8 protein-coding genes are annotated in these 14,509 nt (G+C 66.5%); 6 read left to right on the top strand and 2 right to left on the bottom strand.

All coding sequences use genetic code 11. From position 1 onward, the window contains the following. Nucleotides 1-121 precede the first annotated feature (121 nt). A complete protein-coding gene (locus VM621_RS17715) occupies nt 122-2,956 on the top strand; it encodes a response regulator (protein WP_325470284.1) in 2,835 nt (944 codons plus the stop codon). Nucleotides 2,957-3,265: 309 nt separating this feature from the next. On the opposite strand, the gene VM621_RS17720 is transcribed toward VM621_RS17715, so the two are convergent. Both VM621_RS17720 and VM621_RS17725 read right to left on the bottom strand, forming a co-directional pair. Further along, the gene (locus VM621_RS17720) at nt 3,266-4,174 is read right to left on the bottom strand and encodes an SDR family oxidoreductase (RefSeq protein ID WP_325470285.1); all 909 of its coding nucleotides are present in this window, start codon (nt 4,172-4,174) and stop codon (nt 3,266-3,268) included. Between the two features lie 70 nt (nt 4,175-4,244). Further along, nucleotides 4,245-4,691, bottom strand: a complete 447-nt coding sequence (locus VM621_RS17725) for a DUF2501 domain-containing protein (protein WP_325470286.1) — start codon at nt 4,689-4,691, stop codon at nt 4,245-4,247. A 130-nt stretch (nt 4,692-4,821) separates the two neighbouring features. Here VM621_RS17725 and VM621_RS17730 point away from each other — a divergent pair, with 130 nt between their 5' ends. The 5 genes from VM621_RS17730 (at nt 4,822) to VM621_RS17750 (ending at nt 14,386) form a co-directional block, all read left to right on the top strand. Next, a complete protein-coding gene (locus tag VM621_RS17730) occupies nt 4,822-7,404 on the top strand; it encodes a family 78 glycoside hydrolase catalytic domain (RefSeq protein ID WP_325470287.1) in 2,583 nt (860 codons plus the stop codon). Nucleotides 7,405-7,499: 95 nt separating this feature from the next. Then, entirely contained in the window at nt 7,500-9,152 is a 1,653-nt protein-coding gene (locus VM621_RS17735; RefSeq protein ID WP_325470288.1) for a methyl-accepting chemotaxis protein, read from the top strand. 100 nt (nt 9,153-9,252) lie between these two features. Further along, entirely contained in the window at nt 9,253-10,110 is an 858-nt protein-coding gene (locus VM621_RS17740; protein WP_325470289.1) for an NmrA family NAD(P)-binding protein, read from the top strand. Between the two features lie 41 nt (nt 10,111-10,151). Next, complete coding sequence (locus VM621_RS17745; RefSeq protein ID WP_325470290.1) at nt 10,152-11,840, top strand: AMP-binding protein; 1,689 nt, start codon at nt 10,152-10,154, stop codon at nt 11,838-11,840. 83 nt (nt 11,841-11,923) lie between these two features. Continuing rightward, entirely contained in the window at nt 11,924-14,386 is a 2,463-nt protein-coding gene (locus VM621_RS17750) for a membrane-bound PQQ-dependent dehydrogenase, glucose/quinate/shikimate family (protein WP_325470291.1), read from the top strand. Nucleotides 14,387-14,509: the final 123 nt, after the last annotated feature.

Raw genomic sequence — 14,509 nt, forward strand, 5'->3', positions numbered from 1 at the left:
CGTTGTCAAGCGCTTTTCATGGCCGTGCGCATGACGGTTCTGTGAAGACCGTCTACACAAAGGGAAGCACGACGAACCGATAAAATCGCCGCCCATCTCAACCCCACCATAGCCTTCACAGATGCCCTCATCGTTCGCATTGCAGGACCAGACTCTCCTTTCCCATGCGCTCGATACCCTGCCGTTCGGGTTCGCGGCCGTGTCGGCGTCGGGGGAGCTGCTCTATGCCAATGCCTGGGTGACCGCCCGCCTGCGCGAGCACGAGCCCTCGGGCTTTCTGGGGTTGTGGAGCCCGGACAGTCGCGATCGCCTGACCGCCGCCTTGCCGCTGGTCGTCCCCGGCAATGGCGTCCGCGAGCTGGCCCTGAGCACGGTCGATGGCACCCAGGTGCGCGTATCGCTGGAAGCCCGGTCGGCACAGCCTGCCGCCGTGGTCGTGACGATCCGTTCGGAAAGCGGCGACCTCGATACGGCCGGCGCGACCGAAGATCGCCGCCTGGCCCTCATCGAGGTGGGCAACCTTCTGCGCGATATCGAAGATCCGGTCGAGATCGCCTATCGGGTCGGCGAAGTCCTCGGTCGGACGCTGAAGGTCAGCCGCGCCGGCTACGGCACGATCGATCCGGTGGCCGAGACGATCACCGTCGAGCGCGACTGGAACGCGCCGGGCATCCAGACCCTTGCCGGCGTGTTGCAGTTCCGCGACTACGGCAGTTATATCGATGAGCTCAAGCGCGGCGTGACCGTCGTGATCAGCGACGCCAGGGAGGATCCACGGACGGCCGCCCGCGCCGACGCGCTGGCCGGGATCACCGCCTTGTCCTTCATCAATATGCCGGTGACGGAGCGGGGTGGGTTTGTCGCCCTCCTGTACCTCAACCACGAGCACCCCCGCGAGTGGAGCGAGGAAGAGATCAGCTTCGTGAGCGAGGTCGCCAGCCGCACGCGCGTGGCCGTGGAACGGCGCCGTGCCGAGCACGAGCTCCGGTTGCTTGCCAAAGACCTCGAGCGCCAGGTGGTCGAGCGCACGTACGAGCGCGATCGCGTCTGGACCCTGTCCAGCGACATCCTGGTGGTCGCCGACACGGATACCCGCCTGATCTCGGTTAATCCCGCATGGACGGCCATTCTCGGCTGGAGCGAGCGCGATACGCTTGGCCGCTCCTACCTGGATTTCGTCCATCCGGAGGACATTCCGCGTACGCAGGACGAAACCGGACACTTGGCCGACGGCGAGACCACGCTTCGTTTCGAGAACCGCTATCGCACGGCCAACGGTGGCCTGCGCACGCTTTCTTGGCGCGCCGTGCCGAGCGAAGGCCTGATCTTCGCCGTGGCCCGCGACGTCTCGGCCGAGCGCGAGCGCGAGGCCGCCCTGGAGGTGGCCCAGGAGCAGCTCCGCCAGGCGCAGAAGATGGATGCGATCGGCAACCTCACCGGCGGCGTCGCTCACGACTTCAACAACCTGCTCCAGGTGATCAGCGGCAACCTGCAGCTGCTCGGCGCCGACGTGGCCGGCAACGAACGTGCGGAGCGTCGCGTCGCCAACGCCATGGCCGGCGTCACGCGCGGATCCAAACTCGCCGCCCAGTTGCTGGCCTTCGGTCGCCGCCAGCCGCTGGCGCCCAAGGTCGTCAACATCGGCCGTTTCGTCCGCGACATGGACGAACTGCTGCGCCGTGCGCTGGGCGAGGCCATCGAGGTGGAAACCGTCATCGCAGGCGGTCTGTGGAATACCCTGGTCGACCCGTCGAATGTCGAGAACGCGTTGCTCAACCTCGCGATCAACGCGCGCGACGCCATGAACGGGCAGGGTCGTCTCACGGTCGAAGCCGGCAACGCCTTGCTCGACGATGCCTACGCCAAAGCCCATGGCGACCTGCGTCCGGGGCAGTATGTGATGCTCGCGGTGACCGACACCGGCGCCGGCATTGCGCCGGACATCCTCGGTCAGGTGTTCGAACCCTTTTTCACGACCAAGCCCGAGGGGCGCGGCACCGGACTGGGCCTGTCCATGGTCTACGGCTTCGTGAAGCAGTCGGGCGGCCACGTCAAGATCTACAGCGAGCCAGGCGAGGGCACGACGGTGAAGATCTATCTTCCACGCTCGACCCAGGGCGAAGATCGTGTCGTCGATCTCGAAGAAGAAGGCGTGCGCGGCGGCGATGAAACGATCCTCGTGGCCGAGGATGACGAGCAGGTGCGCGAGACCGTTGTCGGCTTGCTTGCCGACCTGGGTTACCGCGTGCTCAAGGCACGCGACGCCGAGAGCGCGCTGTCGATCATCGAGAGCGGCATTGCGATCGACCTGCTGTTCACCGATGTCGTCATGCCCGGTCCGTTGCGCAGCCCCGAGCTGGCGCGCAAGGCCGCCGAGCGTCAGCCCGGCATCGCCGTGTTGTTCACCTCGGGCTACACCGAAAACGCGATCGTCCACGGCGGCCGCCTGGACGAAGGCGTGGAGTTGCTGAGCAAGCCGTATTCGCGCGAAGCGCTGGCCCGCAAGATCCGCCACGTGCTCGCCGGCCGCGTGCCGCGCACGCCGGTCGGTCCCACGGCGGCGCCGGCACCGTCGATGCCACCGCCGAACGGCATGCCGGCGCCGCTGCGTGTGCTGGTGGTGGAGGACGATGCGTTGATCCGCATGTCGATCGCCGAAATGCTCGAAAGCCGCGGACATATCGTTTTCGAAGCCGGCGACGGCCACGAGGCGATGCGCTGGCACCGCGCCGAGAACATCGACATCCTGCTCACCGACGTAGGCCTGCCGGGGATGAACGGTGTGGAAGTGGCCGAACGCATGCGCGAGGTGCAGCCGTCCTTGCCGGTGTTGTTCGCCACCGGCGACCAGACGGCCAACGGCGTGCAGCGTGACGCGCGCACGGCGATCATCGTGAAGCCGTATGGCGTGGCCGATCTTATCGACGCGATCGGGCGGATTACCCGGGGCTCGTAGAAGCATCGCCGCTGAAGCGGCTCCCACACAGGGCGTAACGCGCTCCGTGTGGGAGCCGCTTCAGCGGCGAGAGGGTGCTGCCACACAGGGCATAACACGCTCCGTGCGGGAGCCGCTTCAGCGGCGAAAGGGTGCTGCCACACAGGGCATAACGCGCTCCGTGTGGGAGCCGCTTCAGCGGCGAAAGGGTGCTGCCACACAGGGCATAACACGCTCCGTGTGGGAGCCGCTTCAGCGGCGAAGGTGTTCCCACACAGGGCATAACGCGCTCCGTGTGGGAGCCGCTTCAGCGGCGAAAGGGTGCTGCCATCAGGGCAGCATATGCCCGCCCGTCACGCCATACGTCTCGCCGGTGATGAAGCTCGCCTCCTGCGAAGCCAGCAACACATACACCGGTGCACACTCGACCGGCTGTCCCGGTCGCTTCAATGGCACGTTCTTGCCGAACTCGACCAGCTTCTCCTGCGGCTGGCCGCCGCTCGGCTGCAATGGCGTCCACACCGGACCGGGAGCCACGGCGTTCACGCGTATCCCCTTCTCGGCCGCCTGCTTGGCCAGCGCCTTGGTGAAGGCGACGATGGCCGCCTTGGTCGGCGCGTAGTCGAGGAGGATGTCCGACGGCTCATAGGCCTGGATCGAAGCCGTATTCACGATCGCGGCGCCCGGTGGCATATGCGGCAGGGCGGCCTTGCACAGCCAGAACAGGGCGAACACATTGGTCTGGAAGGTCTCCTGGAACGCCGCGCTGTCCAGCTCGTCGATCGACTTGGCGAACTGCTGACGCCCGGCGACGTTGGCCAGGATGTCGAGGCCGCCCAGTTCCTCGACGGCCCTGGCGACGAGCTGCTTGCAGAAGGCTTCGTCTTTCAGGTCGCCGGGTAGACCGATAACGCTGTGGCCTTCGCCGGCCAGCAGTGCGATCACCTCGTCGGCGTCTTTCTGTTCGTCCGGAAGGTAGTTGATCACCACGCTGGCGCCTTCGCGGGCGAAGGCGATCGCCGCCGCGCGACCGATACCGGAGTCGCCGCCGGTGACCAGGGCCTTGCGGCCCTTCAGGCGTCCGTTGCCGCGATAGCTGGTTTCACCATGGTCGGGCTTCGGCACCATGTCCCTGGCCAGTCCGGGCGCAGGCTGGGGCTGCTTGGAGAAATCCGGTTGCGGATACTGCGTGCGCGGATCGCGCATGGCATAGGGGTCGAACGTGGCGTGCTTCGCCATGGGGAGATCCTCGCGGTGGGGAGGTCTTCCGGTTTACGGGGCGGGACGTCCATGTCCCGTCCACGTCATGTCATTTGCCCATGCCGCCGAGCATGCCCTTGCCCTGCTTGAGCACGGCGCTACAGATCTTCTTGGTGATCTTGGCCTTGGCATCGCCCATGGGCGAGCTGTCCGCGCCGGCGGCACCGCCAAGATCGACGGTCTTGCCATCCTTGGACTTGAGCAGGCCCTTGGCGCCGTCGAGATAGCCCGTGTCCTGGGTCGGCGCCGCCTCGGACGACTTGCCGCCGAGCTTGCCCAGCAGCTGGTCCTTCACGCCCGAGGCGCCGCTGTCGCCGCCGAGGTAGTTGTTGGTCACGCAGTACTGCAGGATACCGGCCGCGTTGCCCATGCTGCCGGAGGTGAGCGAGCCGGACGACCCGCCCGCCAGGCCCTTGAGGCTGTCGAACTGTCCGGCGGACGTGACACCCGATGCGAGGGTCAGGGTGAGTGCGATACCGGTGAGGACGGTCTTCATGACATTGGCTCCGGAGGTTCGATGTCCGGCAGGGATAAACCTTCGCGCGTTAGATGGATGTATGCGGCACCCACCGCCACGGCATTCTGCCGGTTATGCTCGGACGTTTCGTCCCGCAAAGGTCCCGGCCTTGCCAATCGTCCGCGCCGCCATGCTCGCCCTCGTGTTCTCCGCGTTGCCCGCGCTGCCTGTGGGAGTCGCTTCGGCGGTGACGGGCGCCAGCGTCGCCGTCCACACGCCCCGCGTCGAACGCGCCGATGCCCCGACCTACGTCGACGCCCCCACGCCGCGCTTCTCCTGGCTGATCGACGCCACCGTCAATGGCACGCGGCAGACCGGCTACCGCATCGTGGTCACCCACGAAGGCAGGCCGGTGTGGGACAGCGGCGAAGTGCGATCGTCGCGATCCTTCGATATCGACTACGCGGGTCCGGCGTTGCAACCGGGCCAGCGTTACGCATGGCGTGCGGCCGTCCATACCTCGCACGGCGATGGCAGCGTGGCGTCGCACTTCGACACGGCGCTCGATGAAGCGGGCTGGCACGGCGCGCGGTGGATCGGCAAAGCGGATGCGGAAAGCCTGCCCGCGCCCCTGCTGCGAAAGGTCTTCCACGTCGACGCGCATGCACGCCGCGCAACGCTTTACGTGGCGGCGGGGGGCTACGCCGACCTCTCCATCGACGGCCAACCGGTGAGCGACGCGGTGCTTTCACCCGGCTTTACCGACTACGACAAGCGCGTGGAGGTGGTCGCCATGGAGGTCGCGCTGGCAGCGGGCGAGCACACCCTTGGCGCCGAACTGGGGCGCGGCTTCTACGGCATGACCAATCCCAATGTCTGGCATTGGGAACGCGCCCCCTGGCACGGGCAGCCACGCGTGCGTGCCCTGCTACGTATCCGCTACGACGACGGACACGTGCAGGACATCGTCAGCGACGACACCTGGCAGCTCGCGGATGGCCCGACACGCCTCGACGATCTTTATGGCGGCGAAACCTACGACGCACGCGACGCCACGCCCGTCACATGGGTGCCGGCCAGCGTGCTGCCGGCACCGCGAGGCAGGCCGGTCGCGCAGACGGAGCAGCCGATCCGCCCGGTCCAGACCCTGCATGCCACGTCGGTCACCGAACCGAAGCCCGGCGTCTTCGTGTTCGCCTTCGCCCGCGTCATCGCGGGCTGGGCCACGTTCGATGCCACCGGGCCGGCGGGTACGACGATCGTCGCCCACTACGGCGAGAAGCTGATGCCGGACGGCACGGTGGACGCGCGCGACGAGCACCATTATTTCAAGGCGGGTTTCCAGACGGATCGACTGACCCTGGCCGGCGGTCGCGAACGCTGGCACCCGCGCTTTTCGTACAAGGGCTTTCGCTACGTGCAGGTCGAAGGCTGGCCGGGTGGCAGGCCGGCACTGGACGCCGTGACCGCACAGGTCGTCCACACCGATGTCGCGGTAACGGGGCGCTTCGACAGCGGCAATCCGCTGCTGGACTGGATTCACCGCGCGGCGGTCGACACGATGCTCAACAACCTCTACGGCATCCCCACCGACACGCCGATGTACGAGAAGAACGGCTGGACCGGCGACGGCATGCTCGGTGCGGATATGTTCCTGCGTAACCTCGATGCCGATCGCCTGCTGGCGAAATGGGTGCGCGACATCGCCGATACCCGCAAGGCGGATGGCGCGCCCTTGCTGATCGCGCCGAATCCGGGTTGGGGCGATGTGCGCGCACCGACCTGGCACGCCGCTTATGTGCTGGTGCCGTGGTCGTTGTGGATGAACGCGGGCGACCGTCGTCCGATCGACGAACACATCGACGGAATCGCGCGCTACGTGGCCATGGAGAACGCCCGTTCTCCCGGCGGCATCGCGGATACCGAACTGGGCGACTGGGTGAGCCCGGAAACCGACCCGGCTGGCGAGAACGCGCCGGAGGACAAGCGTGTCGCTGCCACGGCCTACCTGTACCGGATGCAGCGCGTTACCGCGCAGATGCTTCGGCTGCTGGGCAACGACACGCGCGCCGCCGGCTTCGACACGCAGGCGGACACGGTGCGCGACGCTTTCAATGCGCGCTTCCTGGATCGCGCGGAAGGGCGCTATCGCGGCGAGGGCGACCATGGTTATCGCCAGGCGCACAACCTGCTGGCGCTGGCCTTCGGCCTGGTGCCCGACGACCTGCGCGCACGCGTGGCTGCCGGCGTGGCGGCGGACGCGAAGGCGCGCGACGACCATCTCGATACCGGAGCGCTGGCCACCAAGATCGTCCTGCCGGTGCTCACCGCCACGGGGCATGCCGATGAAGCCTGGCGCATCGCCACCCAGGTCACCTTCCCGAGTTGGGGATTCTGGCGGGAGAACGGCGCGACCAGCCTGTGGGAGCACTGGAAGCTGGCCTCGCGTTCGCGGGGGCATTATTTCCTTGGGACGGTGGACGACTGGCTGTTCGGCGACGTCGCCGGCCTGCGGCCCCTGGCGCCCGGATGGCAGCGGATCGAGGTGCGGCCTGCCGTGACCGACTGGCTGGACCATGCCTCGGCGGCCGTGATGACGCCCTATGGAGAGGCATCGGTGGCCTGGCGCAAGGTGGACGGCCGGGTCGAGCTGGACATGCACGTGCCGGTGGGGGCGGAGGCGGTGGTCGGGCTGCCCGGGAAGGCGGACACGCTGATAGGCCCCGGTGATCATCACCTCACCGCGCCGTAGGACAGGTGGGCGCGCGTCCGTTCACAAAACGGTCGTAAAGCCCTGCGATCCCCAGCCGTTAATGCAGATACGGGGTAGCAAACAGGGTGACGGCAGTGTCCGCATTGAAGAACTGGTTCGGCCGCACGACGCTCAATACGCGCGTGTGGATGGTCATGACCGTCGTGGTGCTCGGCCTCATCGGCCAGACCGTCATGTCGGCCGTCGAAAGCCGTCGCGTACAGATGGCAGGGCTCGCCGATACGCTGGAGCAGCATGTCAGTGCCGCCATCGCCATCGCCGACGCGTACCACGCGCGTGCGGCGAGGGGCGAGACGAGCGATCTGGAGGCGCGCGTCGCCGCGCTCGGTGATATCCAGTCGATGCGCTGGTCGAACGGCACCGGTTACGTGTTCGCCTTCGATTCCGCACTGACCATGCGCATGCATCCGTTGCGTTCGGAGGATGTCGGCAAGAACATCCGTGACGACAAGGACGGCAAAGGCTTCCACCAGTATGTGGCCATGCTCGAGGCCGATACGAAGGACGGTCATGGCATGACGCGCTACACACAGGTCATGCCCAAGACCAACGAACTGAAGGACAAGATCAGCTACTCCAGCTGGTACAAGCCCTGGGACCTCCATTTCATCTCGGGGGCTTATTTCAACGACATCGATGCGGCATTCCGCGCCCAGTTGGAAGCGGACCTGCTTCGCTCCGGTGCCATTGCCGCGCTGGCGTTACTGGTGGTCTGGCTGTCGATGAGCAGCATTCGCGCCACGGTGGGTGGCGAGCCGCGCGATGCGGTGCACATCGCCGGCCGTATCGCCGGCGGCGACCTGCGTAACGACGGTGGCGACTATGCACCGGCCAGCCTGCTCGGCGCACTGGAGCGCATGCGCGGAACGCTCTCGTCCATCGTGTCCGAAGTGCAGCAAGGTGCGCACGTGGTCGCCACCACGTCCGCCGAGATCGCGCGCGGCAACGACGATCTTTCCCAGCGCACGCAGGAGCAGGCGTCCAGCCTCGAAGAGACCGCGGCGTCGATGGAAGAAATGACCGCGACGGTGAAACAGAATGCGGAAAACGCGACCGCCGCCGATCGTCTCTCGCGCCACGCGCGCGGCGAAGCGGAGAAAGGCGGCGCCGTGGTCGGCGAGGCGATGGACGCCATGCGTGAGATCGGCGATTCCAGCCGGCGCATCGGCGATATCGTCGGACTCATCGACGAGATCGCGTTCCAGACCAACCTGCTTGCACTGAATGCGGCCGTCGAAGCGGCACGCGCCGGCGAGCAGGGCAGGGGCTTCGCGGTGGTCGCGGCGGAAGTGCGCCGGCTGGCCCAGTCCAGCGCCGCCGCGTCACGCGAGATCAAGGGCCTGATCGTCGAAAGCAGCGAGCGCGTGGAGATCGGCGCCGCGCTGGTGGAGCAGTCCTCGCAGGCCCTGCGTGACATCGTCGCCAGCGTGAAGAAGGTGACCGACATCGTCGCCGAGATCGCCGCCGCGAGCGCCGAGCAGTCGGCGGGCGTGGATCAGGTGAACCTGGCGATCGCGCAGATCGACCAGGTGACCCAGGAGAACGCGGCGCTCGTCGAAGAGGCGGCCGCCGCGGCGAAGTCGATGCAGGACCAGGCGCACTCGCTGAGCGGGCAGGTCGCCTTCTTCACCGTCGACGGGGAGGGCGAGAGCGCCCCGGCAGCCCGTGTGTCGGCGGCGGAGCGGGCCGCGCATGACCTCACGTTCGGCCAGTCCGCTTTCGCTTGAAGTGACAAAAGGTCACTAAAGACCTGCAAATAAGTCGCTTCAGTCACGAGTTGCACACGCCTATGGTGGTCCTCGTTCCCATCCAGACGAGGAAATCACCATGTATGCCATCACCGGAATCACCGGCCAGGTCGGAACGGCCCTGGCCCGAGCCCTGTTCGACGCAGGCAAGCCGTTTCGGGCCATCGTTCGCGACGCCGCCAAGGCCCACGCCTTCGCCCGGCGTGGCGCCGAGACCGCCGTTGCCGAGATCGACGACACGCCGGCGCTCGCCCGTGCGTTCGGCGGGGCCGAGGCCGTCTTCGTCCTGCTGCCGCCCGTGTTCGATCCCGCGCCGGGCTACCCGGAGTCCCATCGCAGCATCGCATCGATCCGCGACGCCCTGCTTGCCGCCCGGCCGGACCGGGTCGTGGTCCTTTCGACGATCGGCGCCCACGCCGCCGAGGAGAACCTGCTCTCGCAGCTCGGCCGCATGGAGAGCGTACTCGGCAGGCTGCCTATGCCGGTCACCTTTCTCCGTGCCGGCTGGTTCTTCGAGAATGCCCAGTGGGATGTCGCTTCGGCGCGCGATACCGGCGTCATCGACAGTTACCTCTATCCGCTCGATCGCAAGCTGCCCATGGTCGCCACGAAGGACGTTGGCGAGCTGGCCGCGACGCTGCTGGGCGACGTGTCTACCGGTGTCCGCGTGGTGGAACTCGAAGGACCGCGACGGACCAGTCCGAACGACATCGCCCACGCCTTCGCCAAGGCGCTGGGCCGCGACGTCACCGCGCGCATCGTGCCGCGCGAGGCGTGGGCGCCGCGATTCACCGCCCAGGGCATGAGCAACCCCACCCCGCGCATGCGCATGCTGGACGGCTTCAACGAGGGCTGGATCGACTTCGAAGGAAACTCGGTGAAGGGTGTCACCGGGGTCGACGAGGTCATCGCCGGGTTGGTCAGTGGCAGCAGCTGACCTATCCTGCCTTGCAACGCAAAGGCATGAGGAACGTCCGCATGGATCACACCGCGAGTTACGTCCACGGGGCGAGCGCCACGCCACTGCTCGGCGAAACGGTCGGCGCGATGCTCGACCGGATTGTCGCGAACTGGCCCGAACGGCCAGCCCTCGTCGTCCGGCAGCAAGGTATCCGTTGGACGTACCGCGAGTTCCATGCCGAAGTGGAGCGTGTGGCCGCCGGCCTGCTTGCGCTCGGCCTCGAGCCGGGGGACCGCGTCGGCATCTGGGCGCCGAACCGCACCGAGTGGGTCGTCGCCCAGTTCGCGGCGCCCAAGGCCGGCCTGATCCTGGTCAACGTCAATCCGGCGTATCGCTCGCATGAACTGGCTTACTCGCTGAACAAGGTCGCCTGTCGTGCACTGATCCTGCCGCGGGCATTCAAGAGTTCGCATTACCTGGAGATCCTCAGCGGCCTGGCTCCCGAGTTGACCGCCTCGGTGGCCGGCGGCCTGCGTGCCGCCGCGCTCCCCGACCTGCGCCACGTCATCCTGCTCGACGACGAAGCGGCGCCCGGCACCCGTCGCTGGGCCGATATCGCCGCGGATGCCGGGGCGCGCGAGAAGCTCGCCGCGATCGAGGCCGAGTTGTCGTTCGACGACGCGGTGAACATCCAGTTCACTTCCGGCACCACCGGTGCACCGAAGGGCGCCACGCTCACCCACCACAACATCGTCAACAATGGCTTCTTCATCGGCGAGGCGATGCGCCTCACCGAGGAAGACCGGCTCTGCATCCCGGTGCCGTTCTATCACTGCTTCGGCATGGTGCTGGGTAACCTCGCCTGCGTGACACACGGCGCCTGCATGGTGATTCCGGGCGAGGGTTTCGACCCGCTCGCCACGCTGGAGACCGTCGCCGAAGAGCGCTGCACGGGCCTGCATGGCGTGCCGACGATGTTCATCGCCGAGCTGGAGCATCCGCGTTTCCACGAGTTCGACCTCACCTCGTTGCGCACGGGGATCATGGCTGGCTCGCCCTGTCCGATCGAGATCATGCGCCGCGTGGTGCGCGAGATGCACATGGCGGAAGTGACGATCGCCTATGGCATGACGGAAACCAGCCCGGTGAGCTTCCAGACCGTGGCGGAGGATCCGCTCGAGTTGCGCGTTGCCACGGTCGGACGGATCCACCCGCACGTGGAGGTGAAGATCGTCGACGAGGCCGGGCGCGTCGTCCCGCGTGGCACGACCGGCGAACTGCTGACGCGCGGCTATTCGGTGATGCGCGGCTACTGGGGCGACGAGATCGATACGCGCGCCGCGCTCGACGCGGCCCGCTGGATGCACACCGGTGACCTGGCGACGATCGACGCGGCGGGGTACTGCACGATCGTCGGTCGTCTAAAGGACATGATCATCCGCGGTGGCGAGAACATCTATCCACGCGAGATCGAGGAATTCCTCTATGGCCACCCCGATATCCAGGACGTGCAGGTGTTTGGGGTACCTGACGAGCGCCTCGGCGAGCAGGTTTGCGCCTGGGTACGTCTGCGCGACGGCAGTAGCGTATCCGCGGCGGCCATCCAGGATTATTGCCGGCGTCATCTCGCGTACTTCAAGGTGCCGCACTACGTGCGCTTCGTCGATGCGTTCCCGATGACGGTGACCGGAAAGGTGCAGAAATACCTGATGCGCGAAGCGATGGTCGCCGAACTTGCCGAAAAGACCAGTGCGAAAAGCGCATAGCGCAGGGCCTCCACTTCGGATTCACGCCGTGACCACCACCCTGTCGCACGGCGGTGGGGGTATTGCTCATGACGAGGCTAGACGTGAAACGAGTCAGAAGATTCCATCCGGCAACGCTGTTCACCGCGTTCCTATTTACGCTGGCTGGCATAGCGACCCTGTTGGGTGGCATACGCCTTGTCAACCTCGGTGGCTCGATCTACTACGTGGTGGCCGGCGCGATCCTGCTGGTCGTGGCCCTCTTGTTGCTCCTGCGACAACGACTCGCGGTGGGCCTGTACGCATTGATGCTCGTTGGCAGCGCAGCCTGGTCGGTCTGGGAAGTCCATTGGGATTTCTGGCAGTTGCTGCCACGCCTGGACGTCTGGTTCGTGCTCGGCCTGTGGTTGTTGCTTCCCTGGCCCCGACGCGGCCTCGGCCGTGATCGCTACTACGACAGCGCCCGTGGCACTGGTGGTGGCTTTCTCTTCCTCTCGCTGCTCGTCGTCGCCGCCGTCGGTCTCGTCGGCGTGTTCCATGTCGACCACGACATGCCTGGCGAGTTGCCGATGGCCGATGTCTCCGGCCCGCAAGGCGACCGGGCTGCGCGCGCCGACGCCGACTGGACGGATTACGGCAGCTCGCCGTACGGCCAACGGTATTCGCCGCTCACCCAGATCACCCCGGACAACGTCGGTCAGTTGCAGGTGGCCTGGAAGATCGAGACAGGCGACAAGGTAGGACCGGACGATCCGACGGAAACCACCTCCGAGAACACCCCGCTGAAGATCGGCGATACCGTCTATCTGTGCACGCCACACAGTCGCGTCATCGCCGTGGATGCGGCGACCGGGCAGAAGCGCTGGGAATTCGATCCGAAGATCCAGAGCCCGGTCGGTTTCAAGCACTGGGAGCATATGACCTGCCGCGGCGTGTCGTATCACGACGACGCGAAGTACGCCTCGGCCGTGATTCCAGCGCCCGCGACGACGGCGGCTGGCGTTCCCGCCGCCGCGTCCACCGCGCCGTTGCCGCCGACTGTCAACGCCTCGGCGACCTGCCCGCGTCGCTTGTTCCTGCCGACGGCCGATGCGCGACTCATTGCGCTCGATGCCGATTCAGGCCAGCCCTGCGCGGACTTCGGCGACAAGGGCACGATCAACCTGCGCAACAACATCGGCCCGTTCACTCCGGGTGGCTATTACTCCACTTCGCCACCGGCGGTAACGAAAGACCTCGTTATCATCGGCGGCCATGTGACCGATAACGAGTCGACCAACGAACCGTCCGGCGTCATTCGCGCCTATGACGTGCATGACGGTCACCTGGTATGGAACTTCGATCCGGGCAATCCGGACGCGACCGCACCGATCGGACCCGATGGTATCTATACACGCAACTCGCCCAACGTCTGGTCGCTCTTCAGCGTCGACGAGGCGCTGGGTACCGTCTACCTGCCCATGGGCAACCAGACACCGGATCAGTTCGGTGGCGGTCGCACGCCGACATCGGAGAAGTTCGGCGCCGGTCTTGTCGCGCTGGATATCGCCACGGGCAGGCTGAAATGGCACTATCAGTTCACGCACCACGATCTGTGGGACATGGACGTGGGTGGCCAACCGACCCTGGTCGATCTGCAGACCGCCGACGGGGTGAAGCCGGCCGTCGTCGCTTCGACCAAGCAGGGCAGTGTTTATGTGCTCGACCGCCGCGACGGCACGCCGATCGTCCCGATCAACGAAGTGCCGCGTCCGCAGGGCGCCGTGCCGGGCGATCACACGGCGCCGACCCAGCCGCTTTCGGATCTCAACTTCGCCCCGCCGCAGGTGACCGAGCAGGACATGTGGGGCACCACGCCCTTCGACCAACTCTGGTGCCGCGTTCGCTTCCGCTCGCTTCGTTACGAGGGCATGTTCACGCCGCCGTCGGAGCAGGGGTCGCTGGTTTTTCCGGGTAACTTCGGTGTGTTCGACTGGGGCGGCGTCTCGGTCGATCCGACCCGCCAGCTCATGTTGATCAACCCGAGCTACATGGCTTTCCAGTCGAAGCTCATTCCGAAGGAAACACTGGCGAAGATGGAAGTGGGTCCGGCGAAGAGCGAGACCGAAGGCGTCAAGAAGGCCGAAGGTATTCCTTACGGCATCGAGCTTTCCGCGTTTCTCTCGCCACTGGGTATTCCCTGCCAGGCGCCGCCGTGGGGCTACGTGGCGGGCGTGGACCTGCGCAGCGGCAAGATGCTATGGCGGCACAAGAACGGCACCATCGTCGACAGTGCACCGCTGCCGATCCCGATGCCGCTCGGCGTACCGAGCCTCGGTGGCATGGTCACCACCGCCGGCGGCGTCACCTTCCTCAGTGGCACGCTCGACTATTACGTGCGCGGTTACGACGTGCGCACGGGCAAGAAACTGTGGGAGTCGCGTCTGCCGGCAGGCGGGCAGGCCACGCCGATGACCTATGCGGATAGCAGCGGTCGCCAATACCTGCTGGTCACCGCGGGCGGTCACGGTTCCCTGGGTACGAAGCAGGGCGACTGGGTTATCGCCTACGCGCTGCCGAAGCGCTGAACGCATCGCCGCTGAAGCGGCTCCCACATGGGCCTTGCATGTGCAATGCCCACATGTGGGACCCGTGTAGGAGCCGATTCATCGGCGATGCCCTTGTAGGAGCCGATTCATCGGCGATGCTCT

Origin of the sequence: Luteibacter sp. (assembly GCF_035539195.1) — a bacterium.
GTDB lineage: Bacteria > Pseudomonadota > Gammaproteobacteria > Xanthomonadales > Rhodanobacteraceae > Luteibacter.